General features: G+C 67.8%; 28 protein-coding genes and 2 tRNA genes. 17 read left to right on the top strand and 13 right to left on the bottom strand.

The features are described from left to right. Nucleotides 1-27: 27 nt before the first annotated feature. The 4 genes from IFU40_RS06850 to IFU40_RS06835 are packed head-to-tail and all read right to left on the bottom strand — an operon-like array spanning nt 28 to nt 2,867. The gene (locus IFU40_RS06850; RefSeq protein ID WP_191925845.1) at nt 28-1,191 is read right to left on the bottom strand and encodes a signal peptidase I; all 1,164 of its coding nucleotides are present in this window, start codon (nt 1,189-1,191) and stop codon (nt 28-30) included. Between the two features lie 53 nt (nt 1,192-1,244). Next, entirely contained in the window at nt 1,245-1,745 is a 501-nt protein-coding gene (locus IFU40_RS06845) for a hypothetical protein (protein ID WP_070407890.1), read from the bottom strand. Then, nucleotides 1,742-2,257, bottom strand: coding sequence for a hypothetical protein (locus tag IFU40_RS06840; RefSeq protein ID WP_191925844.1), 516 nt, complete (start codon nt 2,255-2,257; stop codon nt 1,742-1,744). The genes IFU40_RS06845 and IFU40_RS06840 overlap by 4 nt, the downstream gene beginning before the upstream one ends. A 13-nt stretch (nt 2,258-2,270) precedes the next feature. Next, on the bottom strand, nt 2,271-2,867 hold the full coding sequence (locus IFU40_RS06835; RefSeq protein WP_181015955.1) for an alternate-type signal peptide domain-containing protein: 597 nt from the start codon (nt 2,865-2,867) through the stop codon (nt 2,271-2,273). A gap of 161 nt (nt 2,868-3,028) precedes the next feature. On the opposite strand from IFU40_RS06835, the gene IFU40_RS06830 reads away from it, so the two are divergent. The 3 genes from IFU40_RS06830 to IFU40_RS06820 all read left to right on the top strand — a co-directional run bounded on the left by IFU40_RS06830 (nt 3,029) and on the right by IFU40_RS06820 (nt 5,085). Continuing rightward, nucleotides 3,029-3,601, top strand: coding sequence for a gamma carbonic anhydrase family protein (locus IFU40_RS06830; protein WP_191925843.1), 573 nt, complete (start codon nt 3,029-3,031; stop codon nt 3,599-3,601). 339 nt (nt 3,602-3,940) lie between these two features. Beyond that, nucleotides 3,941-4,327, top strand: a complete 387-nt coding sequence (locus IFU40_RS06825; protein WP_191925842.1) for an A1S_2505 family phage non-structural protein — start codon at nt 3,941-3,943, stop codon at nt 4,325-4,327. A gap of 209 nt (nt 4,328-4,536) precedes the next feature. Next, on the top strand, nt 4,537-5,085 hold the full coding sequence (locus IFU40_RS06820; RefSeq protein ID WP_191925841.1) for a hypothetical protein: 549 nt from the start codon (nt 4,537-4,539) through the stop codon (nt 5,083-5,085). 62 nt (nt 5,086-5,147) lie between these two features. Here IFU40_RS06820 and IFU40_RS06815 read toward each other — a convergent pair whose 3' ends face one another. Then, nucleotides 5,148-5,369, bottom strand: coding sequence for a hypothetical protein (locus IFU40_RS06815; RefSeq protein WP_191925840.1), 222 nt, complete (start codon nt 5,367-5,369; stop codon nt 5,148-5,150). 300 nt (nt 5,370-5,669) lie between these two features. Between IFU40_RS06815 and IFU40_RS17300 the strand changes: the two genes are divergently transcribed. From IFU40_RS17300 to IFU40_RS06790, 5 genes are all read left to right on the top strand, one after another. Beyond that, entirely contained in the window at nt 5,670-6,566 is an 897-nt protein-coding gene (locus IFU40_RS17300; protein ID WP_446724821.1) for a protein rep, read from the top strand. Nucleotides 6,567-6,654: 88 nt separating this feature from the next. Next, nucleotides 6,655-7,200, top strand: coding sequence for a hypothetical protein (locus IFU40_RS06805; RefSeq protein WP_191925838.1), 546 nt, complete (start codon nt 6,655-6,657; stop codon nt 7,198-7,200). Beyond that, entirely contained in the window at nt 7,197-7,703 is a 507-nt protein-coding gene (locus tag IFU40_RS06800) for a hypothetical protein (protein WP_206754871.1), read from the top strand. Before IFU40_RS06805 ends, IFU40_RS06800 begins: the two co-directional genes overlap by 4 nt. A 290-nt stretch (nt 7,704-7,993) precedes the next feature. After that, nucleotides 7,994-8,140 (top strand): hypothetical protein, encoded by a 147-nt coding sequence (locus tag IFU40_RS06795; RefSeq protein ID WP_191925836.1) that lies wholly within the window; start codon nt 7,994-7,996, stop codon nt 8,138-8,140. 146 nt (nt 8,141-8,286) lie between these two features. Next, entirely contained in the window at nt 8,287-8,892 is a 606-nt protein-coding gene (locus IFU40_RS06790; protein WP_191925835.1) for a recombinase family protein, read from the top strand. Here IFU40_RS06790 and IFU40_RS06785 read toward each other — a convergent pair. The 5 genes from IFU40_RS06785 to IFU40_RS06765 form a co-directional block, all read right to left on the bottom strand. Continuing rightward, nucleotides 8,889-9,602, bottom strand: coding sequence for a hypothetical protein (locus IFU40_RS06785; RefSeq protein WP_191925834.1), 714 nt, complete (start codon nt 9,600-9,602; stop codon nt 8,889-8,891). The genes IFU40_RS06790 and IFU40_RS06785 overlap by 4 nt on opposite strands. 45 nt (nt 9,603-9,647) lie before the next feature. Beyond that, nucleotides 9,648-10,505 (bottom strand): hypothetical protein, encoded by an 858-nt coding sequence (locus IFU40_RS06780; protein WP_191925833.1) that lies wholly within the window; start codon nt 10,503-10,505, stop codon nt 9,648-9,650. Between the two features lie 24 nt (nt 10,506-10,529). Further along, nucleotides 10,530-11,834 carry a hypothetical protein gene (locus tag IFU40_RS06775; RefSeq protein ID WP_191925832.1) on the bottom strand — a complete coding sequence of 435 codons (1,305 nt, stop codon included), beginning with the start codon at nt 11,832-11,834 and terminating at the stop codon, nt 10,530-10,532. 99 nt (nt 11,835-11,933) lie between these two features. Then, nucleotides 11,934-13,007, bottom strand: a complete 1,074-nt coding sequence (locus tag IFU40_RS06770; protein WP_191925831.1) for a tyrosine-type recombinase/integrase — start codon at nt 13,005-13,007, stop codon at nt 11,934-11,936. Between the two features lie 143 nt (nt 13,008-13,150). Beyond that, nucleotides 13,151-13,224: transfer RNA gene (locus IFU40_RS06765), tRNA-Gly, on the bottom strand. A 254-nt stretch (nt 13,225-13,478) separates the two neighbouring features. Between IFU40_RS06765 and IFU40_RS06760 the strand changes: the two genes are divergently transcribed. The 7 genes from IFU40_RS06760 to IFU40_RS06730 all read left to right on the top strand — a co-directional run bounded on the left by IFU40_RS06760 (nt 13,479) and on the right by IFU40_RS06730 (nt 20,166). Next, nucleotides 13,479-13,552: transfer RNA gene (locus IFU40_RS06760), tRNA-Pro, on the top strand. Between the two features lie 73 nt (nt 13,553-13,625). After that, nucleotides 13,626-15,095, top strand: coding sequence for a trigger factor (tig, locus tag IFU40_RS06755; protein ID WP_055939909.1), 1,470 nt, complete (start codon nt 13,626-13,628; stop codon nt 15,093-15,095). Between the two features lie 413 nt (nt 15,096-15,508). Further along, nucleotides 15,509-15,997, top strand: a complete 489-nt coding sequence (locus IFU40_RS06750; protein WP_191925830.1) for a tetratricopeptide repeat protein — start codon at nt 15,509-15,511, stop codon at nt 15,995-15,997. A 78-nt stretch (nt 15,998-16,075) separates the two neighbouring features. After that, a complete protein-coding gene (locus IFU40_RS06745; protein ID WP_055836866.1) occupies nt 16,076-16,660 on the top strand; it encodes an ATP-dependent Clp protease proteolytic subunit in 585 nt (194 codons plus the stop codon). A gap of 23 nt (nt 16,661-16,683) precedes the next feature. Continuing rightward, a complete protein-coding gene (locus IFU40_RS06740) occupies nt 16,684-17,346 on the top strand; it encodes an ATP-dependent Clp protease proteolytic subunit (RefSeq protein WP_055836869.1) in 663 nt (220 codons plus the stop codon). Nucleotides 17,347-17,615: 269 nt separating this feature from the next. Then, complete coding sequence (clpX, locus tag IFU40_RS06735; RefSeq protein WP_055836872.1) at nt 17,616-18,884, top strand: ATP-dependent Clp protease ATP-binding subunit ClpX; 1,269 nt, start codon at nt 17,616-17,618, stop codon at nt 18,882-18,884. A 160-nt stretch (nt 18,885-19,044) separates the two neighbouring features. Then, the gene (locus IFU40_RS06730; protein WP_191925829.1) at nt 19,045-20,166 is read left to right on the top strand and encodes an epoxide hydrolase family protein; all 1,122 of its coding nucleotides are present in this window, start codon (nt 19,045-19,047) and stop codon (nt 20,164-20,166) included. Nucleotides 20,167-20,235: 69 nt separating this feature from the next. Here IFU40_RS06730 and IFU40_RS06725 read toward each other — a convergent pair whose 3' ends face one another. Further along, nucleotides 20,236-22,287: a M3 family metallopeptidase gene (locus IFU40_RS06725; RefSeq protein WP_191925828.1), complete on the bottom strand. Its 2,052-nt coding sequence runs from the start codon at nt 22,285-22,287 to the stop codon at nt 20,236-20,238. A gap of 81 nt (nt 22,288-22,368) precedes the next feature. On the opposite strand from IFU40_RS06725, the gene IFU40_RS06720 reads away from it, so the two are divergent. Both IFU40_RS06720 and IFU40_RS06715 read left to right on the top strand, forming a co-directional pair. Then, on the top strand, nt 22,369-22,962 hold the full coding sequence (locus IFU40_RS06720; RefSeq protein ID WP_191925827.1) for a winged helix-turn-helix domain-containing protein: 594 nt from the start codon (nt 22,369-22,371) through the stop codon (nt 22,960-22,962). Then, on the top strand, nt 22,959-23,171 hold the full coding sequence (locus IFU40_RS06715; RefSeq protein WP_191925826.1) for a hypothetical protein: 213 nt from the start codon (nt 22,959-22,961) through the stop codon (nt 23,169-23,171). Before IFU40_RS06720 ends, IFU40_RS06715 begins: the two co-directional genes overlap by 4 nt. A gap of 1 nt (nt 23,172) precedes the next feature. Here IFU40_RS06715 and IFU40_RS06710 read toward each other — a convergent pair whose 3' ends face one another. Both IFU40_RS06710 and valS read right to left on the bottom strand, forming a co-directional pair. Beyond that, the gene (locus tag IFU40_RS06710) at nt 23,173-23,421 is read right to left on the bottom strand and encodes a hypothetical protein (protein WP_055836886.1); all 249 of its coding nucleotides are present in this window, start codon (nt 23,419-23,421) and stop codon (nt 23,173-23,175) included. Then, nucleotides 23,421-25,988 (bottom strand): valine--tRNA ligase, encoded by a 2,568-nt coding sequence (gene valS / locus IFU40_RS06705; RefSeq protein WP_191925825.1) that lies wholly within the window; start codon nt 25,986-25,988, stop codon nt 23,421-23,423. Before valS ends, IFU40_RS06710 begins: the two co-directional genes overlap by 1 nt. Nucleotides 25,989-26,063 lie beyond the last annotated feature (75 nt).

Genomic DNA, 26,063 nt, shown 5'->3' with positions numbered 1-26,063 from the left:
GCTAAATACCTGATGAATAGGCAATCCTCACCTATGCTCCCGCCTTCTCGTCGCGAGCGCGAGCCCCGCTCCCACGGCTCCGGTCGCCACGAGCGCGACGGCGGCGAGCGGGTCCGTGCCCCGCCCCGTCCGGGGCAGCGCATCGCCGGGCGATCGGGGCGAGTCCGGGTCGGCGCCCTCGACGTGCTCGCTGAGCCGCACGACGGGGGTGACGCTCGTCGCCGCGCGTCGCGTGTCGTTGCCCGCCGCGGCATCCATTCCCACGCCCATCGCGATGCGCACGGTGCCGCCGGCCGGGATGACGGCGCTGCGCCACTCGCCACCCGGCGCGACCGTCTGGTCGTCGATGACGAGTCGCAGGGCCCCCGCCAAGGTGGGGCGCGTCCCGTCGGCGCCCGGGAGGTCGAGGCGAACCGCAGCGCGAGCGGGATCGCTGCTGACGTTGCGGATCCACACGGGCGTGGTGAGCGTGGTTCCCGGTGCGAGACGGCCGAGGTCGTCGATCGGGTGCAGCGAGCCGTCGGAAATGAACCGGATGCCATCGGCGCTGAGCTGCAGGTTCCCCTCCGCCGCGTCACGAGACGCCGCCGCCGAGGACAGCGTCCCCGGCTCGCCCGCTCTCGCGGGCGCCGGAGCGAGGAAGGGAGTGAGAGCCGCGACGGCGACGAGCACGGCGAGCGTCGCCGCCGCAGCCCGCCGACGCCGGGTCCGCGCCAGGTCGATGACCAGCAGCGTGACGCCGTACCCGACGATGAGGACGCCGATCACGGCGACGATCGCCCCGCGGTCATGCCCGCCCAGCAGCACACCCGGATACCCGAGGTACGGCACCGCCATGATCACCGTCCCGCGCAGTTGCTCTCGCTGCACGGGTGGGTCGTCGACGTCGTTGGCGTCGCCCCGTGTCACGAGCAGACGATCTCCGCCCGTGCTGTTCGTCGTCCCGACGACTCGGTGCGTGACGACCGCGGGGTCGCCCGAGCGGATCTGGTAGGTCACGACGTCGCCGACCCGCGCGTCGTCGATCGACGCGGCGCGCACCGCGATCATGGTGCCGGGCGGCATCCCGGGCTGCATGCTCCCGGTGAGCACGGTGTAGGTCTGAGCCCCGAGCAGGTTCGGGATGACGATGGTCAGCAGCGCGAACAGCGAGAGGGCCAGGATGACGACGGTGCCGACGAGGGAACGCACACGCGGCCAGCGGGAGCGCGGGCGGGGGTGGGCCTCGCGCGTGGAGCGTCGGGTCAGGTTCCCTGACACTTCAGCCCTCCGGTCAGCAGACCACCGACGAGGCTCGACAGCACCACGGGCTGTGCGTTGCTGGCCGCGGATTCCCACGCCCCGACGCGGGCTTTGACGGTCACGAGGACCGACCCTCCGGTGAGGAGCGAACCGAGGGTGAGACCGAGGTTCTCGAGCAGGGAGCCCCGCACCTCGAAGAACAGGTTCGTCTGCTGCTGGCTGAGCAAGGTGGTGCTGCTGTTGACGGTGTTCCCGACCCTGACGTCGTAACCGGTCGCGCCCGCGACACTTGCCCATTCGATTCGCGCTGCTCGGGGGTTCGATGTCACGTTCTTGCACTGGGTCACGGGTGCGGCGAGCGAGCCCGTCGACAGCGAGAACGCGGGCGCCGCGGCGGTCGACTGCCAGGCGGCCTCTGCGGGCGGAGCGGTCAGACCCCAGAGGAACGACAGGGCAACGGCGCCGGCGATCACCGACCGGCCCCCCGGCGACAGCCCCGTCACGAGAGCACCTGATCGGCCGTCACCGTCATCGACGGCGAGATGGCTGTGTTCTGCGCGGTAGACGGCGCGTCTGCGCGCAGCGTCACCCGCAGGCACAGGTCGACCGACTGTCCCGTCTTCAACCCTCCCGCCGGGGCGTAGGAACCCCCCGGCGGGATCACGGTGCCGCTCCCGCACGCTCCGACGAACACCTGCGTGGTGACCCACGTCGACTGCGTCGTCGGCGTCGCGCTGAGCTTCCAGCGGAGCGTCGTCCCGCTCCCCGTCGCGGTGACTCGCAGCGTCGCGGTGTCGCTCACGCCGCTCGGGTACAGCGGCTTCCACGCCGACCAGGAACCCACCCACTGCGTCGCGAGGGCCAGGTCACCGGATGCCACGACCCCCGCGGCGAGGGGCACACGGCTCTGCCAGAACGCCTGCGCCGCGGTGGTCCCCCCACCGAGCACGAGGACCGTCGCCAGCATCGCTCCCCAGCGCAGCCGTCGCGGGACGCCGTCGTCACGCTGCGACATGCCGAGGCCCGTGTCAGGAGGTCGCCTGCGACAGCGCGAAGGCCACACCGTTGAGGTCGACGGTGCTGTTGACGCCGTTTCGCTGGTCGGTGGTGGAGCGGAACGTGATGGTCAGAGTGGCGGTCACCGTCTCCTCGGTGTCGCCCGTGATGCGGTAAGTGTTCGGAGTGGTCTCGGTGCCGAGGCCCGGCACCGTCAGGTCCACGTCGAGATAGGCCGCGAGCGCACCCGTGGTGAAGTCGTCGCCGAGGGCCGCCGTGAGGTCCGCGGCGATGGTGTCACCCTCCAGCGTCACGGTCAGCGGTTGCGACAGCGTCAGCACGTCGCCCGGAACCAGTCGCACATCGCCCAGGTCTGCCTCGTCGACGGCCGTGGCCGGCTGCAGTGCGCCCGCCAGGGTCCACGAGCCCGCCCCCAACGTCAGGTCGAGGTCTCCCGACTCCACGGTGCCGGCGCTCAACGCGGTCTCGGTCGACCAGTACGCGTACGTGCCGGCGCCACCGAGCAGGAGGGCGGTGCCGGCGGCGATCGCGAGGATCGCGACGCCTCGAGGGTGGCGCCGAACCGAACGGGTGCGGGTGGCGGGGGATGTTTCAACGGTGCGGGACATGATGTTCTCCAGGGCGGGATGCGGCTGCGGTGCGGGACCGAACCTATGAGCGCCGCCCGTCCGCGGCGCTACCGGTTTCGCCTTCCCGGTAGGCGAAGCGGCGCTCGCCGGTAGTCGGGCCGCGCGTGCGGCCAGTAGTCGCGGGTCGTTAGGGTCGGGCCATGACCATCGCTCGCGACGCCGTCGTGCTCGCCCTTCCCGATGCCGCTCCCGAGATCGACGACACCGCGTTCGTGGCATCCGGAGCCCGAGTCGTGGGCGACGTGCGACTGTCGACGGATGCGAGCGTCTGGTACAACGCGGTTCTGCGGGGCGACAGCGCGTCGATCACCGTCGGCGCCCGGAGCAACGTGCAGGACAACGTCTCGGTCCACGTCGACGCCGGACGCCCCGTCGTCATCGGCGCCGACGTCTCGGTCGGACACAACGCCGTCGTGCACGGGTGCACCATCGGCGACGGTTCGCTGATCGGCATGGGGAGCGTGATCCTCTCGGGTGCCGATATCGGTCCCGGCTGCCTCATCGCCGGGGGAGCGGTCGTGCTCGAGGGCACCGTCGTGCCGGCGGGATCGCTCGTCGCGGGCGTTCCGGCCCAGGTGCGTCGCGCGCTGACCGACGAGGAGCGCGCGAAGATTCTGCGAAACGCCCAGACGTACGTGGCGCACACGGCTCGGCATCGCGCGGCGTCGCCGGTCACGGACCTCGATCGAGACCCGGACATGTGGACGGACTGACCCGGGGGGAGCGAATCGACGCGTCCGACGGGTGAAGTTCCGCGGCTCTGACGGGGGTCCGCGCCGGGACTGTGGTGGCGTGGCGAGCGGTGTCGCTGTCGGCGATGCCGTCGCCGCCCGGGAGCCGCCATCTGCGCAACCGCCTCGTCGATCCGCCGTGAGCGGGTCCGTCCCGCAGCGGCGCGCGGATCATGGCCACGCGGGTCGTGGCGGCGAGCAGCGCTCTACGCCACCTGCGGATTCGACGTTCCCACCGAGGCGCAGGCGGGCCTCGAGCTCGACCTGTCGCTGGGCGGGTGGGCCGGCCCCGAGCAGCAGCGCGACGCGTAGTCTCGCGAGATGCACATCACGACGCTCGGCCCCGACGAGGTCTTCGTGTTCGGATCGAACGCGTCCGGGGCGCACGGCGGGGGAGCCGCGCGGTTCGCCCTCGACCGTTTTGGAGCGGTCTGGGGCCAGAGCGAGGGGCTGCAGGGGCAGGCCTACGGCATCGACACGATGTCGGGCCTCACGGTGTTCGAGGAGCAGGCACGGCGATTCGTCGCTTTCGCGGCGGATCACCCGCATCTGCGGTTCCTCGTCACCGAGGTCGGGTGCGGGATCGCGGGATATCGACCCGCGCAGGTGTCGGGGTTCTTCGCGGGAGCCGGGCAGAACGTCGTGCTGCCGGAATCATTCCGCGGAGAGGGTCGTCGGCGATCGGATGCCGATGCGGAGAATCCCTAGGCGCGGGACGGGTGGAGGGGCTGACGAGAATCGAACTCGCATCATCTGTTTGGAAGACAGATGTAGGACCCTTCTGCTTGTGTCTGGACCCGCGATATTTCGCAAAACATGGCGGTTCCTTCGCGTCATAACCTAGCTGTTTCCGGGCTCGGATTGTCCACGTTTTGTCCACGCCAGGCGGCTCTGCGCCGGGATATAAGCTCACGACCATGGGTGCGAGATGGACGATGGTGTCGGGTGTGCTGACGGTCGCGAGCTTCGTTCTTGGCATCGTGTTCTTCGCGGCGACGCAGACAGTGGTTGGTCGTGACTGGATCGTGCTCGCCATCGGAGCTGTCTTCGGCGGGACGCTTGCGAGCTTTCTGGTCGGCTGGGTCATGCTGTCGGACCGTCAGCGACGGCTGATCGGCGCTGAGAAGGCTGTCCTTGCTCGGAGGCTGAAAATGGTGGCAGCGTTGCCAACCCGACAGGAGTCAATCCTGGATCAAATTAACCGCATCAGCGATCTAGACCAGGAGATTGCTCGGGCGGAGGCCCGCATCGAGTCGCACGCCCTGGAGGCCCGGGGGCTCGGGTGGCAACACCGAGACGATGAGGCCGCGATCGCGCGAGGTGAGTCGGAAGCAGCGAAGCGGGCGGTCGAGTCGTTGAATGCCCGTCGTGAGATCCTGATGGACCAGCTTGCCGACCTCCGAAGCGCCACAGATGAGGAATTCGCGAAGGAGCAGGCGCGAACTTGGGGGCTCGTACAGGGCTGAAACGGAAAGTCGCTGAGCCCCTCACCCGAAGCAGGAGAGGGGCTCAGTTGGTAGGAGGCGAATCAGCCGATGGAATCTTCAACCGAGTAGGTCTCCTCGGGAGCCTTCTCAATGATGGCGAGTGACCCCACCGCGGTCCAGGGGATGTACTGCTCGTACTCTCGCTGGAGCCCCACGTGATGCTGGTCCCAGCCGATGAGCTTGCCGGTGATCTCGTGCGAGACGTCGCCCGTGAAGCTGATGGTTACGGTGTCTCCGATTCGGAGCTTGTGGTTAATGAACATGGGGCTCACGATAGGCGCGCCCTCTGACATCGGCCCCTGGGCATTAGTGGTCGGGGGTGTCTTCGGGGTGCTTCGACAGCGTTCCGTCGGTCTGTTTCGGCGGCAGCGCGAACGCCCTGTTAGCAACATTGTGAATATCTAGCGCGTACGAGTGTCAATAGGCGGTTAGCGCGAGCCATGCAATAAATACCCGGTCAGCCAACATAACCGACTCATGGGTACTGTCGGCCGTATCCGCTCGGGGCAACGAGAAGCCGCCCCGACCTTGCAGGGTCCGAGGCGGCGAAGATTGTTTTCTCGATGGCGACCTTAGCCGACCCAGCGCACCCACGCACGCCGCGTCGCGTCGCGTTCTCCCGTGCGGCCCGCCTGAATCACGAACGCGCCGACCGCGCAGCCGCGAGCCTCGTCGCGACATTGTCCATATATCAAGACGGGTTAAGTCGAGGCGCTCGATATAAAGCCCAATACGAACTAAACGAAGTGCAGCGCCTCTATTCACTCCGCCAGGGCATCCGGCGATGCCGACAAGGTGGGCGACGATGCGAGTCCGCGCTTTGCGCCGTATGCAGCACCGCCCGGGCCAGTCAGAACCGCAGGTCTCTGCTCGACTCGCTCACAACGGCCCAGCACGGCACGGTGCTGCTCTGGACTCCCACGATCGCAGAAGCGCCCGGAGAGAGCCTCAGAAGCCACTGGAGCGCCCTTGTGCAGGTCTTTCAAACAACCACCGCAGGAGGATGGCTCAAGCGTCGAGGAGTCTCCGGAACCGCTCGTGCGATCGAGGTCGAGCACACCGCGGCCGGATGGCATCCGCATGGGCACCTCCTGATCTGTTTTCCGAAACGTCTCAGCCGTGATGCAGCCCGCGAGTTCGCGCTAACCCTTCGCGACCGCTGGATCGTCAAAGCCGCTGAGTTGGACCGGCATGCATCGCCGCAGGGGCAGCACATCGCGCTCATCGGGGCCTCTGACCTCCACCGCGCCGCCCGCTACGTCACTAAGAGCCGCATACGCGCTAACGCCAGCGACACCCCGTCTGCCCTTTGGAGCAGCGTGCGGGACGGAGACGCAGACGCACTGAGCCTGGTCCACGAACTGGAGGCTGGGAGCTTCCGTCGCCGCGCTTGGACCACGACAGGCACATGCCGACCTGTTCTCGACCTCGACGACCTACTCGCCTCGGGGGCGTCCTGAAGTTCATCCCCGCCGTCGCCATCATTCCGCCTGTGTGAGGTCGATATCCTTAGTGAAGCGGCATGAAGCCCCTTCGGAGGGGAGCATCATGCCGCGCGACTGCCTACTGTGTCGAGACAGCCAGAACCGTGATCGCATCGAGCGAGCCCTCGCTAACGGTGCCTCCTTTGCGTCCGTTTCGCGGGACACGGGGTTTTCTAGGTACTTCCCCGACAGCGTCGAGCGGCATTGGGCGAACCACGTCGCACCAGAGCTGCGCGGCACAGAGGGCGCTCGCCTGGGCCTCGGAGCTGTGACCATAGCGAGTCGCCTCGTCGAGCTGATGGATGCCGCGAGCGAGATTCGTGTGCGGGCGATGGCGGCGAATCGCGACTCGACCGCGATCCGAGCGATCGTCGCGGAGGAGCGCATCCTGACCTCGATCGCGGACCGCGTGGGCATCCCGGCCGACCAGGCCCTCGCAGAGCTACCCCGCCTCGCCGCCCTCGCTGCCGCCGTCCAGCGAGCCGTTCGCGCTAACCCCGCCGTCGGCGAGGCACTCGCCACCGAGTTGGACTCCGCCGACCGGGCAGAGGACGCAGCGGACCTCCGCATCCTGTTTTCTGAAACGACCCGAAAGGCGGTCTCCGTATGACGAATCCACGCATTGCAGCCCCCGGAGAGCGAGTCACCGCGCTCCTGGATGGCCTGACGGTCGCCACGGGGGCGAACGCTCTCGGCGGCGCAGGCATGACCCTGACGCGCGGTCAGACGTTCGTTGTCACCGACGCACTGATCGAGGCGAGCCGCGATCGGAACGGCGCGCTCGGGTGGCCCGCACTAGTCCACGACGAGGCGGCGCAGCTCGCATTCTGGGGGCGTCGGATGCTCACACCGGCCGACGACGTCGTCGAGGATCTCGGCGTCCCCGAGTACGGCACGCCCGACTGGGAAGAGGCGCGAGAGACCGCCCGCAAGGCCGCGTGGCGCATCGAAGACCCCCAGGAGCGAGCACTCGCCCGCGCAGCCGTGGAGCGCCGGTTCGGAGCCGCTCCCCTCACGTCCAGCACGACCTGGAGTGACCCCGCGGAACGGGAGCGCCTCGAAGAAGTCGCCCGCGCAGCAGATGAGCGAGCCCGGGGCGGGGCGCTGCGATGACCGGCCTTACCCACCGACAGCGCGGGGCGCGGGAGAAGGTGGACCGCCGCGCTCACGACTGGGGCGAGGCCGTCGCATGGCTGCTTCGCGCAGTGACCGGCTTTCCCGTCGAGCGCCCTGTCGGCTTCCGGCAGCTCAACCGCATGTCCGACATCCATGGTGTGCCGAATTGGTCCCTGGCGCTCCGTCCCGCGTACCGGCGCGATTGGACGGAGTCAGGCCCTGAGAGGGGTCCTCGGCGAAGGCGAGGCCCCACGGTGACCGACCGATGGGAACCGGTGTTCCGCCCCATGTCGATCGCCGAGGACGCGCAGCATTCCCGCGACGTCGAGGCCATCCTGATGGGCGAAGCGCCTCCTATTCAGATCGGAATGCGGCGCGTGGGCGACGACTCCGGGGACGACATCGCGCCGCAGCTCGATCGATTAGCCGACTGAGGCCTCTCAAAAACGAAGCCGAGGCGAGAGACACGAACTTGAGAACGGGTCCGCGTGATTCTGGGGCTGAGTAGCAGCGAGGTGCGCGTCAAAACCCATGCAATACTGAGTCGCTTATACGTCTGAGTACTTGAGAGACTAGCTGCATGACCACCTCGCAGAGCATCCGCCTCGGCTACACCCGCGTCTCGACCTCGGCTCAGGATGAGGCCCTCCAGCTCAACGCCCTGGACGACGCCAAGGTCCTGCGCCGGAACAGGTACTCCGACCACGGCGTCAGCGGCACGAAGACCTCGCGGCCCGGACTCGACGCGATGCTCGCCGACGCCTACGCCGAGCGCGAGGCCGGGCACGAGGTGACGATCGTCGTCTACCGCCTCGATCGCCTGGGCCGCAGCTCTCTGCACATCGCGCAGCTCCTCGCCGACCTCACAGAGCGCGGGATCAACATTGAGTCGGTGTCGGACGGCCTGAATAGTGCCACCCCCATGGGACGCGCGATGCTTCAGATGGCCAGTATTTTCGCCGAACTGGAGCGCAACCTCATCGCCGAGCGCACCGTCGCCGGACTCGCCGCAGCTAAAGCGCAGGGCCGCGTCGGTGGCCGCCCCAGGGCGACCGACCCAAAGCAAGCTCGCACGGCGCAGACGTTGCGCGACTCGGGCGAGAGCGTGCCCGACATCGCCCGGACGCTGGGAGTCTCGATCGCAACGATTTACCGGATCACTCGATCGCCCGCGTCGAAGATCTAGGGGTCAAGGTGCCCCGGTGGCTTCGACTGCGCTGTGAGCTGACTCGTCAACGTATCGGCTCGATTGGCGAGTTTTCGCGCCGTGCGTCTATAGCTGAGCGCCTCTGCCGGTGATGGGACGACTTGACCGTGCGCCACGAGGTTTCGAACTTTTTGAAGCCCCCGGATTGACGTAATGAGGCCCTCGTCGAGAAGCTTCGCTCGCTCCAGCTCATTCAAGATGTTTCGTTCGCCGCTCGCTGGCTTATCGGAACCTAGTGAGGCGATGTCAAGCATCACCAGGCTGTGCAGCAGGTCAGACCAGGAAAAGATGATCGCCCCAACGGGATCGATCTCAGCCCCCGCTTCAGTGTCGTAAAACGAGACCTCCTCCGACGTCTCGCCGCCTGACTGGGCATGCTTGTCCTTGCTGTCCGGTCTGCGACCGCCGTTGTCACGGCGCGTAGGCCGGAGGGGCACTGTTGTGCCGTCCCGCGTTCCCACGCTGCTCGCACCGTTGGGCCCTGCCGCCTCCAGCCTCTCTTCAGTTCTTGTGGAGATGGTCAGGAGGTCCTCAGCCAGGTTCATTTCAGCGCCCCACCCCTTGAAGCTGCGCAACCGCCCGATCAGTCGGCGTAGTGGCTTGAGAAGGAGCAAGATGACCACCAGGAACATGACGGGCCACGAGAGCACATCTCCGATGACGGAAGCCGCAAACTCTTTCCACCCCATTTGGGAAGCATGGCACAGAGGGCACGCCCTGCCATCCTCGGTTCGTTAGCCCTGGATTCGTCTCAGCATGTTGGCAAGCAGGATCACCGCGTCGGCCGCGACACCTGCCTCCAGCCGTGTGACCGTCTCCCGCCGGTGTTTTACTGCTTGCGCAAGCTCGATAGAAGCGCGTGTTAGTTTGCGAAGCTCAGCGTTATCCCGGCCGTCGAGAGCAACCTCAACGAAGCGATCGAGGCGGTTTTTGGTGCTAGCAATAGGAGGTTCCGATTCGTTGGCACGGCCGTGAGTCGCATGGTCGTACACGGTCGCGCTCAGCGCCTCCAGCACCGAGACCACATCGTTGCCGACATTGGAGTAATCCTGCCGTGTCGTCGCCGTCTCGAAGTGTCGCCTCAGTTCCGATATCTCCTCGTCAACGCGCGGCCATCCGGTCACTTGGTGAGGTGAGATTGCTGTCGCAAGGGTGGAGTGAATAGAGCCCGCCTCGCACTTGTCCAGAAGCCGGTGGAGGGGCTCGAAGTCCGCATCGAGCAGATCCCGGCGAGCTTGCCAGCTCCCCGTTGCCCCTGATGTCCGCCAGTACTTGTAGAACGTGTCAAAGTCGCGGTAGGGCGGGTCGAAGGTATCGATGTTCATTCGTCGAAGGACCGCCTTCAAAGCGCGCATGATCGTGGCGGAATCCTCCTGCGACGAGACCTGATTCTCATGGGTCCCGCGCCCTTCGTACTCCTCATGCACGAAACGAGCTAAGGCGACCGCTACCTCAACGTCGGGGTGGTCGGGTATCGGACCCGCTGCCACGGCATCGAGCAGGTGGCTATTGATTACCGTCTGCGTGCTCGTTGACTGCCCACCCCAAAAATCGGGGACATCTTCCTGCTTCAGGAAGTCCCAACTACGCACGGTGCCGTCACACTCCACATCTACTCAAAGTCGCGTCCGATCAGACTTGTCCCAGTCGGGAGGCCACTCCGCGCGGACGGCGTCAACCCACGCTAGGGCTTCACCCGGCCAAGGCGTCGGAGGTTCCTCGCCCTCGAAAAGAAACTTAGAGCCCCGCTCGCGCCCCCCAACTCCCAGCACCGCACCACCCGGCGTGCGCCGCCAGGCGCGGAACATTTGACCGTCTCGGGTGACCTCTACGGCGAAGCCGTGCGCCCGGGGGAGTCCATGCTTCTCGGCGTCAACGATCCAATCAAGAAGGTCCGTCCAGTAGCGCCCTCCCTGCCGATCGAACTGGCCGTTCTGACATGTCCAGATCCAGTCGAGGCGGTCTTTAGTGACGTCGAACTCTCGGCGATCCAGGTGCGCACCGTGGTCATCTAGACCGCTATTCCCGGTGTGCTCATCCAGAGTGCGAAGTCGCTCCAGTTCCTCTCTTTCGCGCCGCGCAACGTCCTCACGAAACGAGCGCATGTAGGCCAGGCCCTCTCTCAAACCCGACTTGCGCCCGAGGTCGCTGTACCGTCCGGTGAACTTTGCCAATAAGCCCAGCCGCAGCCGGGTGCCGACGAGAAGGGCAGCAACGAGCGCGGGCGTCAGCGGTCCGCCGAAAGCTCGTGCCCGAGCGCGCACGGCATCTGTGCGTGCGTAAAAACCAAATAGGTAAAAGAAGGGGAGGAGAGAGAGCGGCAGCCAGAAGCCGAAGAACAACGAGCGGAAGAACTCTGCCCAGTCGGGCGGCTCCTGGAACAGGCGCACCGTCGTCCAGACGATGAGGAACGCACCCAACAACGCCAGAACAACATCGCACAGCCGCTTGACCGGAGCCCACTCGGGTCTCGTCGCGGCCACCGCGGTGAGGGCACCAAAGAAGATAGCCGCGAGCTGGACAACAATCTCCCATCCGAGGGCCAGAGGGGCAGTGTCCAAGTAGAGAGTGAGCAGCGCTGCGAGCGTCAACGTTTCGCGGATAAGGCGATGAGTCAGAGCGCCGCCCGTCGTGAAGTTCATTGAGCGGAAGGTCATCGGCAGTATCACTGTGAAGGTTGTAATGACCGTGTCCTTCAGAAGCGCGGGCTCCCAAAGACCGACCGCCCTCGCAATGAGCGTGGACAAGACGCACATTGCGAGGACGATCAGATACACGGCAACTAGGCGCGGCGCGAACGCCGCTGTCATCAATGGCTTGAGGTGGGGAACAACACCCCGCCTGGTCTTTGGCCATAGGAGCATCGCCACGATGGCGGCGAAGATGATTATGAGTGTTGCCGACTCACGAGAACTCAGCATTCAGCCCCCCCCGGGTTCCGAGGCAAAGCCTCCACCGGCACTCTAGGGGCGACCACCGACACTGCCCGAGCGAACCGCGCCCCGCATGGGGGAGAGGGGTTAGGAAGCCTTGTCGCGCAACTTGGACACCAGCGCGTCTACCTTCCTAACTGCGTCCGCGTGCATCCGTTCGTTCGAGTGCAGGTAGCGCCTGGTGGAGGTCGCAGAAGCGTGCCCCGCACGCTCCTGCACGACGCGCTCCGATGCTCCCGCCTCGGCGACCAGGCTCAGGCCGATGTGCCGGACATCGTGCACATGGAAGTTCTCGTACCCAGCGGCCTCCAGGGCGTCGTTCCACGCATCCTGGAGGCTCCTACGGGGCATGCACTCGGCGCGCTCGCCCGGGAACAGGGGAGTGGACCCGATCCCTCTCGGTAGCTTCTGGAGGGCATCCACGCCCCGCTGAAGAAGCTTGATGCGCTTGTGCTGTCCGGTTTTTGTGTCGGCAGTGAAGCCCAAACCGAGCTTCTGCTTAGTCACCGTGATGAAGCCGTCCCGCGACACGTCTGACCAGTCGAGCGCGATCAGCTCACCGAGTCGAAGATGACCGGCGAACATCACCTCGATTGCCGGTCGGTAGAACGCGTCAACGTGCGAGAGCGCCGCGTCGAAGTCCTCGACGCCCCACGTCGGCCGCTTCTTCGAGACGTCCTTCCCGGGATCCTTCACCTTGCACGGTGACACGGAGATCATGCCCCAGTCCACCGCCTGCTCCAGCGCCCCTCTGAGTGCGTAGTAGGCGTTCCGCCTCGTGACGGGGTGGCCGGAGTGCTTGGCCCACCAGAGATCCACGGACCGGCGCGTGATGGTGTTCAGCTTGCGGGAGCCGAAAGTGGGGCTCAGGACCGTCTTGTGCAGGCTCACGAGGTTCTTAAAGGTGGAGGGCTTCACCTCCAGCTCACGCAGAGCTAGCCAGTCCTTGAAGAACGCGTCGAAGGTCATTGACCCTCGTCGGTCGTCCTGGTGCTCGCCCCTGTCCACTTCAGCGAGGATGCGGCGAAGCTCCTGCTCCGCCTGCCGTCGCGTCGAGGGCCGGAGCACCTTCGAGCTGCGTCCCCCTTCCGGGGTGGACCACTTCAGTTGGAAGCCGTCCTTGTACTCAACGATGGTGCCTGTGCCGTGGCTGCGCTTCATGCTGTTTCCGCTCATGACCGTGTTACGCCGGAGAGCGGGTGCTGCGAAAGGCTTTCGTCCACGGATTGTCCACGGACGCCGATCAGCTCCAGCGGAAGGAGCCGAACTAGCTACGGAAACAGTGCTTGACCAGGCACTTACGGTGGAGGGGCTGACGAGAATCGAACTCGCATCATCTGTTTGGAAGACAGAGGCTTTACCACTAAGCTACAGCCCCGAAATCCGGCGACTCGAGGAGTCGCGGAATCGGACATCTCTACTCTACGACACCCATGGGAGTGCCTCCGACACCCTGCGGGGCACTCGTGCGCGGGCGGGTGGCTCCTCGGCATCCGTCGGACCGGCCGGAGGTGCCGCCCGCGGACGCCTCCTGAGCGGATCGGACAACCCCGCCGCAGAGAAACCGGCGCGCCCAGGCCGATCGACTAGACTTTCCTCGGTCGTTTCGTCGGCGCGTGCCGCGCGTCGCCCCGGGGCGTAGCTCAGCTTGGTAGAGCGCCCGCTTTGGGAGCGGGAGGCCGCAGGTTCAAATCCTGTCGCCCCGACGTCACGGCCCCACAGACCACAGGCCCAATCGGCCCCCGCGTGCGCGCGGGCCACACGAGGAGAACGAACCGCATGGTCAACAGCACCGTAGAGAAGCTCAGCCCCACCCGGGTCAAGCTCCACATCACGGTCTCGCCCGACGAGCTCAAGCCGAGCATCGCTCACGCCTACGAGCACATCGCGCGCGACGTGCAGATCCCCGGCTTCCGCAAGGGCAAGGTCCCCGCCCCGATCATCGATCAGCGCATGGGCCGCGGCGCGGTCATCGAGCACGCCGTCAACGAGGGCCTCGACGGTTTCTACCGCGCGGCCGTCGACGACCAGGAACTGCGCGTCATCGGTCGCCCCAACGCCGAGATCATCGAGCTCCCCGAGCTCAAGGACTTCTCCGGTGACCTGGTCATCGACGTCGAGGTCGACGTGCGCCCCGAGTTCGACCTCCCCGCCTACGACACCCTCACGGTGACCGTCGACGCGGTCGAGGCCGATGAGGCCGGCATCGACGCCGAGCTCGACCGCCTTCGTGCGCGCTTCGGCACGCTCGTCACCGTCGACCGCCCCGCGACCACCGGTGACTTCGTCGAGCTCGACCTGGTCGCCACCATCGACGGCGCCGAGATCGACCGCGCCGAGGGCGTCTCGTACGAGGTCGGCTCGGGCGAGCTGCTCGAGGGCATCGACGAGGCCATCGAATCGCTCACCGCCGACGAGCAGACCACGTTCCGCTCGAAGCTGGTCGGCGGAGACCACGCGGGCGAAGAGGCCGAGGTCGCGGTGACCATCACCGCCGTCAAGGAGCGCGAGCTCCCCGACGCCGACGACGACTTCGCGCAGATGGCGTCGGAGTTCGACACGCTCGCGGAGCTCCGCGAGTCGCTGAGCGAGCGCGTGTCGCAGCAGGCCGTGTTCACGCAGGGCTCCGCCGCGCGTGACAAGTTCATCGAGGCCCTGCTCGAGGCCGTCGACATCCCGGTTCCGCCGGCGCTCATCGAAGACGAGGTGCACACGCACCTCGAGGGCGAGAACCGCCTCGAAGACGACGAGCACCGCGCCGAGGTCACCGAGGCGAGCGAGAAGCAGTTCCGCACGCAGATGGTGCTCGACAAGATCGCCGAAGACGCCAACGTGCAGGTGTCGCAGGACGAGCTCACGCAGTACCTGATCCAGTCGGCCGCGCAGTACAACATGGCGCCGCAGGACTTCGTCAACGCGCTCCAGCAGGGCAACCAGCTGCCCGCGCTCGTCGGTGAGGTCGCCCGCAACAAGGCCCTCGCGATCGCGCTCGGCAAGGTGTCCGTCGTCGACACCAACGGCAAGGCCGTCGACCTGACCGGCTTCGTCGCCGTCGAGGGCGAAGAGCCCACCGAAGGTGACGACGAGGTCGTCGAAGAGGCGCAGGAGATCGCGGATGCCGCGGCCGACGCCGACGCCATCGTCGAGGCCGAAGAGGCTCCCGCCGCGGAGGCTCCGAAGAAGGCTCCCGCCAAGAAGCGCGCGCCCGCCAAGAAGAAGGCCGACGACAAGGCCGCCGAGAGCGAGTAAGTCGTGACGAGGGGGCGGGTGCTACGGCATCCGCCCCCTTTCCCGTTCCCGGACTCTCTGTTGAGTGTCCAAGACACGCCGCGCGCCGCGCGCTCTGAGCGGCGAGTCTTGGACACTCAACAGGGGGTTTGCGCCCCGGGGCGCACGGGCGGTGCGGTGCGCGGCGCGCCGCGGGCCGGAACCCGAGAGTGCGCACTCGGCCACGAACCCGAGGGTTCGCACCCGGGCGCGAACCCCCGGGGGTGCGCACCCGGGCGCGAACCCCCGGGGATGCGCGTGCGCGCGGGGCGGCGCGCCCGGCGCCGACCCCGAATGCTGTTGAGTGTCCAGGACGTGCCGCGCCAGCTTCGGCGATGCGGAGTGTTGTGGACACTCGAGTGAGAAGGACGACGCCGAGAGGGCGGATCGACGACATGGACGACTGGCAGGACCGAGTGGATGCCGTGTGGGCAGACGAGACGCTCGAACCCACCGCGGTGATCGCACGCATCGACGCGCTGGCCGCGGAGCGGCCCGACGACGACGCCGTCGCGCTGTTCGAGCGGGCCGGCGCACGGGACTCCGCGGGCGTCGAGAACGAGGCGGAGGTGCTCTACCGCCGCGCGCTGGCCCTCGGCCTCGACGACGAGCGACGCACCCGAGCCACCATCCAGCTGGCGAGCACGATCCGCAACCTCGGCAAGACCGAGGAGGCCCTGGCGTTGCTCCGCGCCGAGTACGAGCGCGAACCGCGCGGACCGCTGCACGATGCCGCTGCGGCGTTCTACGCCCTCGCGCTGGTGTCGACCGGTGCGCCCGAGCAGGCGGCATCCATCGCCCTCCGGGCCCTCGCGCCGCACCTGCCGCGCTATACCCGCTCGGTGACCGGGTATGCGCATGAAATCGCCGACGAATCCCGCTGATCCGCCCGCGGCGAACACGGCATCCCGGTCCGCGGCCCGCCGGTAGATTCGTTGCAGATCACCGGAAGAGGAGCACACATGCCCGAACCCCTTATGGCAACGAGCGTCTTCGACAGGCTGCTGAAGGACCGCATCATCTGGCTCGGTTCCGAGGTGCGCGACGATAACGCCAACGAGATCTGCGCCAAGATCCTGCTGCTGGCCGCAGAGGACTCGCAGAAGGACATCTACCTCTACATCAACTCGCCCGGCGGCTCCATCACCGCCGGCATGGCCATCTACGACACGATGCAGTTCGTCCCGAACGACATCGTGACCGTCGGTATCGGCATGGCGGCGTCGATGGGTCAGCTGCTGCTGACCAGCGGCACCAAGGGCAAGCGCTACATCACGCCCAACGCGCGCGTTCTGCTGCACCAGCCGCACGGCGGCTTCGGCGGAACGTCCAGCGACATCCAGACGCAGGCGCAGCTCATCCTCGACATGAAGCGTCGTCTGGCAGAGATCACCGCCGCGCAGACGGGCAAGAGCGTCGAGCAGATCAACGCCGACGGCGACCGCGACCGCTGGTTCAGCGCCGCCGAGGCTCTCGAGTACGGCTTCGTCGACCACATGCGCGAGCACGCCACCGACGTCACCGGCGGCGGCGGGACCGCGGCCTGAGGCCGAGAGGAAAGGACACCGACATGAACATCCCCACTTTCGGCGGCGCAGCGTCACACATGCCCAGCAGCCGCTACGTTCTTCCTCAGTTCGAGGAGCGCACGGCCTACGGCTACAAGCGCCAGGACCCGTACAACAAGCTGTTCGAAGACCGCGTGATCTTCCTCGGCGTGCAGGTCGACGACGCGTCGGCCGACGACGTGATGGCCCAGCTTCTCGTTCTCGAGTCGCAGGACCCCGACCGCGACATCATCATGTACATCAACTCGCCCGGTGGCTCGTTCACGGCCATGACGGCGATCTACGACACGATGCAGTACGTCTCGCCGCAGATCCAGACCGTCGTGCTCGGTCAGGCCGCATCGGCAGCCTCGGTGCTGCTGGCCGCCGGTGCCCCGGGCAAGCGCCTGGCGCTGCCGAACGCCCGCATCCTGATCCACCAGCCCGCCATGGGCGAAGCGGGTCACGGGCAGGCGTCCGACATCGAGATCCAGGCGCAGGAGATCCTGCGCATGCGCACCTGGCTCGAGCACACGATGGCTCACCACACGGGCCAGGACGTCGCGAAGATCAACAAGGACATCGACCGCGACAAGATCCTGTCGGCGCAGGAGGCCCTCGAGTACGGCCTCGTCGACCAGGTGCTGACCACGCGCAAGCGCATGCCCGCGGCTCTCACCGCCTGACGCGCTTCTCGTCTCGAAGCCCCGCAGACCCGTTTCGGTCTGCGGGGCTTCGTCGTTCCTCGCGCGACTCGCCAAGAGTCGTCGCTCGAGGGTGGTCCGCAGGGACATATCTCGGCGATTCGCGCGCGGGAAACGGGGGAGAGAACGGATGCCGGCGTCCGCCCTGGGCGATCACGACACCGCCGCGGGCCCAAATGCCCTTGGTTCGTACGGGCACGGGTTAGGCTCGGGTACACACCGGCGGGGGCCGGGTGACAGGAGGAACCGGCATGGCACGTATCGGTGAAAGCGCCGACCTGTTCAAGTGCTCCTTCTGCGGCAAGAGCCAGAAGCAGGTGCAGCAGCTCATCGCCGGTCCCGGCGTGTACATCTGCGACGAATGCGTCGAGTTGTGCAACGAGATCATCGAAGAGCGCATGGCCGAGTCCTCGGCGGGAGAAGTCGCCGAGTTCGACCTCCCCAAGCCCCGCGAGATCTTCTCGTTCCTCGAGGAGTACGTCGTCGGTCAGGAGGCCGCCAAGCGTGCCCTCGCCGTCGCCGTCTACAACCACTACAAGCGCGTGCGCTCGCACGGCACCCTGCAGCCCGCCGAGGCGCGTGCCGAAGAGATCGACATCGCCAAGAGCAACATCCTGCTGCTCGGTCCCACCGGCTGCGGAAAGACCTACCTCGCGCAGACCCTGGCCAAGCGTCTCAACGTGCCGTTCGCGGTCGCGGATGCCACGGCGCTCACCGAAGCGGGATACGTCGGCGAAGACGTCGAGAACATCCTGCTGAAGCTGCTGCAGGCCGCCGACTTCGACGTCAAGCGCGCCGAGACCGGCATCATCTACATCGACGAGGTCGACAAGATCGCCCGCAAGGCCGAGAACCCCTCGATCACGCGCGACGTGTCGGGCGAGGGCGTGCAGCAGGCCCTGCTGAAGATCCTCGAGGGCACCGTCGCGTCGGTTCCCCCGCAGGGCGGGCGCAAGCACCCGCACCAGGAGTTCATCCAGATCGACACGACGAACGTTCTGTTCATCGTGGCCGGCGCCTTCGCGGGGCTGGAAGAGATCATCTCCGCCCGCGTCGGCAAGCACGGCGTCGGTTTCGGCGCCCCGCTCCAGCGGAAAGAAGATGCGCCCGACCTCTTCAGCGAGGCGCTTCCCGAAGACCTGCACAAGTTCGGTCTCATCCCCGAGTTCATCGGTCGCCTTCCCGTCGTGGCATCGGTCTCGCCCCTCGACCAGGACGCGCTGATGGAGATCCTCACCGCCCCGCGCAACGCCCTGGTCAAGCAGTACCAGCGCATGTTCGAGCTCGACGGCGTCCAGCTGGAGTTCGACGAAGACGCGCTGCGCGCCATCGCCGACCTCGCGGTGCTGCGCAAGACGGGTGCCCGCGGTCTGCGCGCGATCCTCGAAGACGTGCTCGGACCGATCATGTTCGATGTGCCCTCGGCCGATGACATCGCCAAGGTGGTCATCACGCGGGCGTCGGTCGAAGACCGTGTGCCGCCGACGATCGTGCTCGCGCAGAAGCGCCGGAGCGCCTGAGCGCGAACGCCCGGCTCGTCTCGCCTGAGAAGATCGGGACTGTTTCGAACGACGGCGGCGCCGTAGCGCGAGCGTCCGCACACGCGGTCCCGCACCGGCGGTGACCAGACGACCCGTGGCGTCGGCGAGCGATGTCGGAGGTGGCCGCTAACCTCGCGACATGGCCACCGTCACACCCTTTCGAATCTCCGTTCCCGAGCACGACCTCGTCGACCTGCGAGAGCGTCTGCGCCGTTCCCGGCTGCTCCCGGATTCCCCGGGCCGACCGGCCTCGGGCATGTCGGCCGACTACCTCGCCGAGCTGGTGGAGTCCTGGGCCGACTTCGACTGGCGCGCCCGCGAGGAGTGGCTGAACGCGCACCCGCAGGTGCTCGTCGACGTCGAGGGGGCGACGCTGCACGCCGTCCACCTCCGCGCGCCCGACCCCGAGGCGCCGGCCCTGCTCGTCATGCACGGGTGGCCGCACACCTTCGCACTGCAGCTCGACTTCGCGGAACGGCTGCAGTCTCGCATGCATGTCGTGGTCGTCAGCCTGCCCGGGTTCGGTTTCTCGACGCCCTACCGGGAGGGGCCGATGACCGATGAACGGCTGGTGCGGTCCGTGCACGAACTCATGACCGAGCATCTCGGATACGAGACGTACGTCACCTACGGCGAAGACGTCTCGGCGTCGATCAACGACCTTCTGGCCGTGCGGTATCCGCATCAGGTGACCGGCATCATCGCCACGCACCCGCACTTCGCCGCCCCGAGTGACGAGACCTTGTCCGCGGTCCCCGAGGTGCAGGCGTTCCGCGCTCACCTGGAGCGCGAACGCGCATCGGGCGGCGCGTACAGCCACGCGCAGGCGACACGGCCCGACACCCTGGCGGTCGGGCTGAACGACTCGCCCGCGGCCCTGCTGGCGTGGATCGTCGAGAAGTTCGTCGAGTGGGCCGACGTCGACACCGACGACCCGCGCTCGCTCGAGACGCGCATCTCCCGCGAGAGGATCCTGACCGAGGTGACCCTGTACTGGGTCACGCAGACGATCGCGACGTCGTTCCGGCCCTATTTCGACCACCACTCCGCCGTCGACGACCCCACCGCGACGACGACCGTGCCGGCCGCGGTCTTCATCCAGCGCCACGAGGCCGACTATCCCGAGGTGATGGCTCGAGCGTTCTACCGCGACCTGCGGGTGTTCGAGCGCCTGTCCGAGGGCGGTCATTTCACCGCGGCCGAGGTGCCGGAGGCGTTGGCGCAGCGCGTCGGCGACTTCGTCGAGTCGCTCACCCGCTGAGCGTGCTCGGTGACGTCCCGCCGTGGCCCCGCCCATGCCCGTCGGCGGCGAGGGCCACGGCGGGACGCCTCAGCCCGTGAGACCGCGGCGCTCCAGCAGCGGCTGGATGTCGGCGTCGCGCCCGCGGAAGTCGCGGTAGGCCGCCAGCGGATCGCCCGAGCCGCCGACGCCGAGCAGGCGCTGCCGGAACCGATCGCCGTTCTCGCGGCGCACGCCACCGTTGGCGCGGAACCACTCGACCGTGTCGGCGTCGAGCACCTCGCTCCAGATGTACGAGTAGTAGCCCGCGCTGTACCCGCCCGAGAACACATGGGCGAAGTACGTCGACGAGTACCGGGTCGGCACCGCCGGGATGTCCAGGCCGATGTCCGCCAGAGCGGCGGCCTCGAACTCGGCGACGTCGATCTCGGCCGCCGCCTCGTCGACGGAAAGGCTGTGCCAGGCCTGGTCGATCCACGAAGCCGCCAGGTACTCGCTCGTGGCGAAGCCCTGGTTGAACGCCTCCGACGCGTGCAGGCGCTCGACGACGTCAGCGGGGAGGGGCTCGTCGGTGTCGATGTGGCGGGCGTAGTTCGTCAGGATCTCGGGCCAGAGGATCCACATCTCGTTCACCTGGCTGGGGAACTCCACGAAGTCGCGGTGCACGGCGGTACCGGCGAAGTGCGGGTACGTGACCGTCGCGAAGAGCCCGTGCAGAGCGTGGCCGAACTCATGGAACAGCGTGGTGACCTCGTCGAGGGTCAGCAGCGTCGGCGTACCCGGCGCGGGCTTGTTGACGTTGAGGTTGTTCACCACCACGGGCGCGGTGCCACGCAGCGCCGACTGCGTGACGATCGAGTTCATCCACGCGCCGCCCCGCTTGGTGTCGCGGGTGTACAGGTCGAGCAGGAACAGGCCCAGCTCGCTGCCGTCGGCGTTGTGCACCTCGAACACGCGCACGTCGGGGTGATAGCCCTGCAGGTCGTGTCGCTCGCTCACGCGGATGCCGTACAGCTGCTCCGCGGCGAAGAACACGCCGTCGCGCAGCACGCGCTCCGCCTCGAACCAGGGCCGGAGTGCCGCACGATCGAGGTCGTACTCGGCTGCCCGAACCCTCTCGGTGAAGAACGCCCAGTCGTGCGCCTCGATCTCGATACCGTCGGCGTCGGCGATGCGCTGGAGCGCGGCCTGCTCGGCGCGGGCGTTCGCCGCGGCGGGGGCAGCCAGGCGGCGCAGCAGCTCGTGCACGGCGGTGGGGGAGCCGGCCGTCTGGTCGGCGAGGATGGCCGCGGCGTGCGACGGGTACCCCAGCAGGGCGGCACGCTCGGCGCGCAGTCGCACGATGTCGCGCAGCACCGCACGGTTGTCGTGCGCGTTGCCGCGGGTCCCGCGCGAGCGGGAGGCCTCGAGCAGGCGTCGGCGACTCTCGCGGTTGGTGAGCGACGCCAGGTAGGGGTGACCGGTGTACAGGGTGAGGGTGACGACGTAGCGACCCTCGAGACCGCGGGCGGTCGCCGCCTGGGCTGCGGCCGACAGTTCGCCGGCGCCGAGACCGTCGAGCTCGGCGACGTCGTCCAAGACGACCGCGAGGTCGTTCGTGTCGGCGAGCAGGTTCTTCTCGAACGCGGTGGTGAGCACCGACAGCCGCTGGTTGAGGTCGGTCAGCTGGGCCTTCTGCGCATCGTCGAGACCGGCGCCGGCGAGGGCCATCTCGCGGTGGTGGCGTTCGACGAGGTATCGGCTCTCGGCATCCAGCTCGAGGTCGTCGAGGGAGGAGTGCACCGCCGCGATGCGGGCGAACAGGGCCGCGTCGAGCTGAATGGCGTCGCCGTGCGCGGCCAGGAGCGGCGCGAGTTCTTCCTCTACGGCCTGGATGTCGGGCGTTCCGTCGGCCGACGACACGGTGTAGAACGCCCTCGCGACGCGGTCGAGCAGGTCACCGCTGCGCTCGAGCGCCAAGAGCGTGTTCTCGAACGTCGGAGCATCGGTCTGCGCCGTGATGGCGTCGACCTCGGCCCGGTGGGCGTCGAACGCCGCGCGGAACGCGGGGAGGTAGTGCTCGGCGCGGATGCTGCCATAGGGCGGCAGGTCGTAGGGGAGGGCGGGCGGTGAGAGGAGGGGATTGGTCACGGCATCCGTCATCGTTCCAGCGTAGTCACGCGTTCAGCGACCGGATGCAAAGAAGTGGTTGCAAAGAAATCCGTGCAAAGGTATCTTTGCATCATGACCGAGCAGAACCGACCCCGGGAACGCGTCCTCGACGCCGGTGCCCTCCGCGCGCTCGCCCACCCGCTTCGCGTCCGCCTGTTCGACCTGCTCAGCCAGTACGGCGCCCAGACGGCGAGCGGCCTCGCGACGCTCACGGGGGAGTCCACGGGCGCGACGAGCTACCACCTGCGTGCGCTCGCGCGCCACGACCTCATCCGCGAGGTCGAGGGGCGCGGCACCGCCCGCGAGCGCTGGTGGGAACGCCCGGTGGGTGCGATCACGCTCACCAACCCCGAGCTGGCCGAGACCCCGGCCGGTCGTGCCGTGCAGGAGGCCGTCGCGAGCGAGACCCTCACCCTGCGGCAGCAGCAGCTCATGCGCTTCGTGCGCGACGGCTGGGAAGAAGCACCCGCCTGGCGCGATGCCACGCTCATCGCCACCGCGAGCGCCCGACTGACGTCGGCGCAGATGGCCGACCTGAGCGCACGCCTGCAGGCGGTGATCGACGACACGACCGACCGGTACCGCGATCAGACCGGCGACGACGTTCGCGTGGTGACCATGCGTGCCGACGTCTTCCCTCTTCCCGCCGACGGAGTCGCCTCATGACCGCCCTCACGACCGCGGCGCCGCGCACGCTCGCCCCCACCGCCCTCGACCGCGCCCTGCTGGGTCTGTCCCGCATGCTCGCCCGAGCCGCGGAGTCCCGCATGCGGGCGCGGGCGATGAGGCCCGTGCACAGCGAAGCACGGCACGCCGCCCGAGGCGACGGGCGATCGCCGTACGCCGAGGCGGAATTCTACCTGCGCGTGCGCTGACTCAGGCGAACTCGTCGTCGTCGTCGTAGCGCACGACGACCTCGCCCGCGGCATCCTGGGTCACGACGACCCCGGTGTCGAGCTCGGCGACCGCACGCCCCTCGAGGAACGTGAGCGTCCACCGCGGGGCGGGGGCGCTCAGGCCGTCGGGGGTGAGTGCGGCCTCGACCGCGGCGATCTGCGCGTGCAGCGCCTCGGGCACGGCCTTCGGCGGCTGCTCGCGGGCGGTCCAACGGGTTCCGAGCTGCATCAGTCCTCCTGGGGTGCGAACACGATGTCGGTGACCGCGGTGGTCTCGGCCCCGACGAAAGAGATGGTCTCGATGCGGCCCACGGCGCGCAGATCGCCCTCGGCCAGACGCAGGGCTTCGACGTTCGGACCCGAGACGGTGAGCGAGGTGACCGGCGTCTTCTGCGAAGCCTTGGCCTCGGTCTTGGCACGACGGATGCCGATGAGCGCGGCGCTGACGGCGGTGAGCACGGCGGGGTCCCCGTCGATGCCGAGCGGCTCCGGCCACGCGGCGGTGTGCACCGAACCCTCTTCGAACCACGACCACGTCTCTTCGGCCGCGAACGACAGCACCGGGGCGAACAGGCGCACGAGCGCCGACAGGGCCGTGCGCAGCGCGAGCGCTGCCGACGCCTGACCCACGTCGGACTGGTCGTACGCGCGTTCCTTGACCAGCTCGAGGTAGTCGTCGCAGAACGTCCAGAAGAACGACTCGGTGATCTCCAGCGCCCGCGCGTGGTCGTACGCCTCGAAGGCGGCGGTGGCGTCTCGAATCACGGCATCCAGGGTCGCGAGCATCGACGCGTCGAGGTCGTGCGTGACCTCGGCGCCCTCGGGCACGGGGAAGGACAGCACGAACTTCGCCGCGTTCAGCAGCTTGATCGCCAGGCGCCGACCGATCTTCACCTGCGTCGGGTTCTGCGGGTCGAAGGCGGCATCGGTGCCCAGGCGGCTCGACGCCGACCAGTAGCGCACGGCGTCGGAGCCGTGCTGCTTCAGGATGTCGGCGGGAGTGACGACGTTGCCCTTCGACTTCGACATCTTCTTGCGGTCGGGGTCGACGATGAAGCCCGAGATCGCGGCATCCGACCAGGGGCTCCGATCGTCTTCGAGGGCGCTGCGCAGCATCGTCGAGAAGAGCCAGGTGCGGATGATGTCCTGACCCTGCGGACGCAGGTCGAACGGTGCGACGAGGTTCCACAGCTCCTCGTCGCGCTGCCAGCCACCGGCCAGCTGCGGGGTGAGCGACGACGTCGCCCACGTGTCGAGGATGTCGAGCTCGGGGTCGAAGCCGCCGGCCACTCCACGCTGGTCCTCGGTGTACCCCGGGGGCACATCGACCGTCGGGTCGACCGGAAGGGCGGCGAGGTCGGGGGTCAGCACGCGCGCGTAGTCGCGCTCCCCGTTCTCATCCAGCGCGTACCAGACGGGGATCGGCACCCCGAAGAAGCGCTGGCGCGAGACGAGCCAGTCGCCGGTGAGGCCGTTGGTCCAGTTCTCGAAGCGCACGCGCATGAAGTCGGGATGCCACGACATCTCGCGCCCCAGCGAGACGAGACGCTCGCGTAGCTCGGCATCCCGCGCACCGTTGCGGATGTACCACTGGCGCGTCGAGACGATCTCGAGCGGGCGGTCGCCCTTCTCGAAGAACTTGACGGGGTGGGTGAAGGGCTTCGGGGCGCCCTCCATGGCGCCTGCCTCCTGCAGCAGCTCGACGATGCGCTTCTTGGCGCTGAAGACCGTCTTGCCGGCGAGTTCGCCGTACGCCGCCTTCGCGGCATCCGTCACGATCACGTCGGGGGCGTCGGCGACGATGCGTCCGTCCTTACCGATGATCGTGCGGTTCGGCAGGTCGAGCTCTCGCCACCAGATGATGTCGGTCACGTCGCCGAAGGTGCAGATCATGGCGATGCCCGAGCCCTTGTCCTTCTGCGCGAGCGGGTGCGCGAGCACCGGCACCTCGACGTCGAAGAGCGGGGTGCGCACGGTCGTGCCGAAGAGGGGCTGGTAGCGCTCGTCGTCGGGGTTGGCCACGAGAGCGACGCACGCGGCGAGCAGCTCGGGGCGGGTGGTCTCGATGAACACGTCGCCGGAGCCGTCGGTCTTCGCGAAGCCCACGCGGTGGTAGGCGGCGGGCTGGTCGCGGTCTTCGAGCTCGGCCTGGGCGATGGCCGAGCGGAAATCGACGTCCCACAGGGTCGGCGCCATCGACTGATACGCCTCGCCGCGCTCGATGTTGCGCAGGAACGCCAGCTGGCTCGTGCGGATCGAGTCGTCGGAGATGGTGCGGTAGGTCTGCGTCCAGTCGACGCTGAGCCCCAGCTCGCGGAAGAGCTCCTCGAACTGCTTCTCATCCTCGATCGTGAGCTGCTCGCAGAGTTCGATGAAGTTGCGGCGGCTGATCGGCACCTGGTCGGCGGCCTTGCTGCTCTTGTTGTCGCCGCCGGCGAACGGCGGGGTGAAGTCGGCGTCGTAGGGGAGCGAGGGGTCGCAGCGCACGCCGTAGTAGTTCTGCACACGGCGCTCGGTGGGCAGGCCGTTGTCGTCCCAGCCCATCGGGTAGAACACGGTCTTGCCGCGCATGCGCTCGAAGCGCACCTTCACGTCGGTGTGCGTGAACGAGAACACGTGGCCGATGTGCAGGCTCCCGGATGCCGTCGGCGGCGGGGTGTCGACCGAGTAGACGCCCTGCCGGCCGCTCTCGGCGGCGCGCAGGCGGTCAAAGACGTACGTGCCGCGTTCTTTCCACGCGGCGTCCCACTTCTGCTCGAGGCCTTCCAGGGCGGGCTTGTCGGGAATCGTGGCCATGGGAGTACTCCTCGAGCGATATGGGCGGCACTGTGTGAGCGTGCCTGAAGGGGGTGGCCTCCAGGATACCGGGGT

The organism is Microbacterium sp. CFBP 13617, assembly GCF_014839445.1.
Classification (GTDB): Bacteria; Actinomycetota; Actinomycetes; order Actinomycetales; family Microbacteriaceae; genus Microbacterium.
The sequence above is the reverse complement of the archived record's forward strand: the minus strand, read 5'-3'. Positions and strand labels throughout refer to the sequence as shown.

Excerpts from the sequence above, each read along its gene's own strand:
- IFU40_RS06770 (WP_191925831.1), bottom strand. The coding sequence starts at position 13,007 with ATGAAGCGCAGCCACGGCACAGGCACCATCGTTGAGTACAAGGACGGC.
- IFU40_RS06785 (WP_191925834.1), bottom strand. The coding sequence starts at position 9,602 with ATGGGGTGGAAAGAGTTTGCGGCTTCCGTCATCGGAGATGTGCTCTCG.
- IFU40_RS06750 (WP_191925830.1), top strand. The coding sequence starts at position 15,509 with ATGGACGACTGGCAGGACCGAGTGGATGCCGTGTGGGCAGACGAGACG.
- IFU40_RS06840 (WP_191925844.1), bottom strand. The coding sequence starts at position 2,257 with ATGTCGCAGCGTGACGACGGCGTCCCGCGACGGCTGCGCTGGGGAGCG.
- IFU40_RS06775 (WP_191925832.1), bottom strand. The coding sequence starts at position 11,834 with ATGCTGAGTTCTCGTGAGTCGGCAACACTCATAATCATCTTCGCCGCC.
- IFU40_RS17300 (WP_446724821.1), top strand. The coding sequence starts at position 5,670 with ATGGCGACCTTAGCCGACCCAGCGCACCCACGCACGCCGCGTCGCGTC.
- IFU40_RS06740 (WP_055836869.1), top strand. The coding sequence starts at position 16,684 with ATGAACATCCCCACTTTCGGCGGCGCAGCGTCACACATGCCCAGCAGC.
- IFU40_RS06715 (WP_191925826.1), top strand. The coding sequence starts at position 22,959 with ATGACCGCCCTCACGACCGCGGCGCCGCGCACGCTCGCCCCCACCGCC.
- clpX (WP_055836872.1), top strand. The coding sequence starts at position 17,616 with ATGGCACGTATCGGTGAAAGCGCCGACCTGTTCAAGTGCTCCTTCTGC.
- IFU40_RS06730 (WP_191925829.1), top strand. The coding sequence starts at position 19,045 with ATGGCCACCGTCACACCCTTTCGAATCTCCGTTCCCGAGCACGACCTC.
- IFU40_RS06820 (WP_191925841.1), top strand. The coding sequence starts at position 4,537 with ATGGGTGCGAGATGGACGATGGTGTCGGGTGTGCTGACGGTCGCGAGC.
- IFU40_RS06835 (WP_181015955.1), bottom strand. The coding sequence starts at position 2,867 with ATGTCCCGCACCGTTGAAACATCCCCCGCCACCCGCACCCGTTCGGTT.
- IFU40_RS06725 (WP_191925828.1), bottom strand. The coding sequence starts at position 22,287 with ATGACGGATGCCGTGACCAATCCCCTCCTCTCACCGCCCGCCCTCCCC.
- IFU40_RS06805 (WP_191925838.1), top strand. The coding sequence starts at position 6,655 with ATGCCGCGCGACTGCCTACTGTGTCGAGACAGCCAGAACCGTGATCGC.
- IFU40_RS06815 (WP_191925840.1), bottom strand. The coding sequence starts at position 5,369 with ATGTTCATTAACCACAAGCTCCGAATCGGAGACACCGTAACCATCAGC.
- IFU40_RS06745 (WP_055836866.1), top strand. The coding sequence starts at position 16,076 with ATGCCCGAACCCCTTATGGCAACGAGCGTCTTCGACAGGCTGCTGAAG.
- IFU40_RS06795 (WP_191925836.1), top strand. The coding sequence starts at position 7,994 with ATGTCGATCGCCGAGGACGCGCAGCATTCCCGCGACGTCGAGGCCATC.
- IFU40_RS06790 (WP_191925835.1), top strand. The coding sequence starts at position 8,287 with ATGACCACCTCGCAGAGCATCCGCCTCGGCTACACCCGCGTCTCGACC.
- valS (WP_191925825.1), bottom strand. The coding sequence starts at position 25,988 with ATGGCCACGATTCCCGACAAGCCCGCCCTGGAAGGCCTCGAGCAGAAG.
- IFU40_RS06720 (WP_191925827.1), top strand. The coding sequence starts at position 22,369 with ATGACCGAGCAGAACCGACCCCGGGAACGCGTCCTCGACGCCGGTGCC.
- tig (WP_055939909.1), top strand. The coding sequence starts at position 13,626 with ATGGTCAACAGCACCGTAGAGAAGCTCAGCCCCACCCGGGTCAAGCTC.
- IFU40_RS06830 (WP_191925843.1), top strand. The coding sequence starts at position 3,029 with ATGACCATCGCTCGCGACGCCGTCGTGCTCGCCCTTCCCGATGCCGCT.
- IFU40_RS06710 (WP_055836886.1), bottom strand. The coding sequence starts at position 23,421 with ATGCAGCTCGGAACCCGTTGGACCGCCCGCGAGCAGCCGCCGAAGGCC.
- IFU40_RS06825 (WP_191925842.1), top strand. The coding sequence starts at position 3,941 with ATGCACATCACGACGCTCGGCCCCGACGAGGTCTTCGTGTTCGGATCG.
- IFU40_RS06800 (WP_206754871.1), top strand. The coding sequence starts at position 7,197 with ATGACGAATCCACGCATTGCAGCCCCCGGAGAGCGAGTCACCGCGCTC.